General features: G+C 62.7%; 1 protein-coding gene. It reads left to right on the forward strand.

Annotated elements, in window-relative coordinates; genetic code table 11:
* Nucleotides 1-109: 109 nt before the first annotated feature.
* The coding region (locus U870_RS0122215; RefSeq protein WP_162819250.1) for a hypothetical protein at nt 110-905 on the forward strand (796 nt) is incomplete at its 3' end.

Raw genomic sequence — 905 nt, forward strand, 5'->3', positions numbered from 1 at the left:
GTGCGGGTTGACGTGGCTGGTTGATCTCGAGTGGATCGACAGGTGGGAGCAGGCTCTGGAACGGTGCCCCGGGTGCGGGGTGACCCGTGAAGCGGAAGACACGGCGAGAGTGACCGTCGATCCGAAAGATGCTGCTCTCCACGACATGGATGTCCCCAATCTCACCTGGTACCACACGGCAACGCAGCCGAATTGGCCCACACCATCTTTCGACCCTGGCGCTCTGCTAACACCGGAGACGCGACTCAGAATGGGCGGCGACGGGCACGTTCAAGGCTGGGTCGAACGACAGCGCTCGCAGGCTCTGCACGTCGGCACCTATGAGGCAGCTGTTCACAATATGTTCCGCCGCATCGAGGACCAGGCCGACCACGGCAACCAGTTCTACCTTTACCGCGTCCACCTCCACCCCACGGTCACGGTTCGGGAAGGCTGGCTCATCGACCCCAGCAACTTCGCGGGCGACGTCGTTTTGAACGAGGTTTGCCCACCCGGCGTGGACGTCACCCGATACCTCAACTACCACGAAGACCCCGGCAGCGTCTCTCTCGCCCTCGGACGCCAAGCAATCTCTCGTACGCAACAGATCGCGATCCCACACGATGACGCAACAGCCGCCGAGTGGGTCACCCAGGCGGTGAAGGAACTCGAGCAGGCAACGAGCTCCCCCTTGCCACCCGACCGACCATGGCGATCCACCAGGATCACGCCGCAGTCAGCGCGAAGCCGCAAAGCCCAAGAGATTGTCGAGCCGCTTACGGCAACTCTGCCCGCCAACCTTCGATCTGGGTTCATCGCGGCGGTCCGTTTTCACAACACGATGGAACCGTCGACGTGGGCGAACTACGTGGCAGGCCTGTTGAGCGTCATCCAGACGCCCCACCGAATCACAGCCCTACTCGACA

The organism is Leifsonia aquatica H1aii, assembly GCF_000633535.1.
In the GTDB taxonomy this organism is placed as follows: Bacteria; Actinomycetota; Actinomycetes; order Actinomycetales; family Microbacteriaceae; genus Leifsonia; species Leifsonia aquatica_A.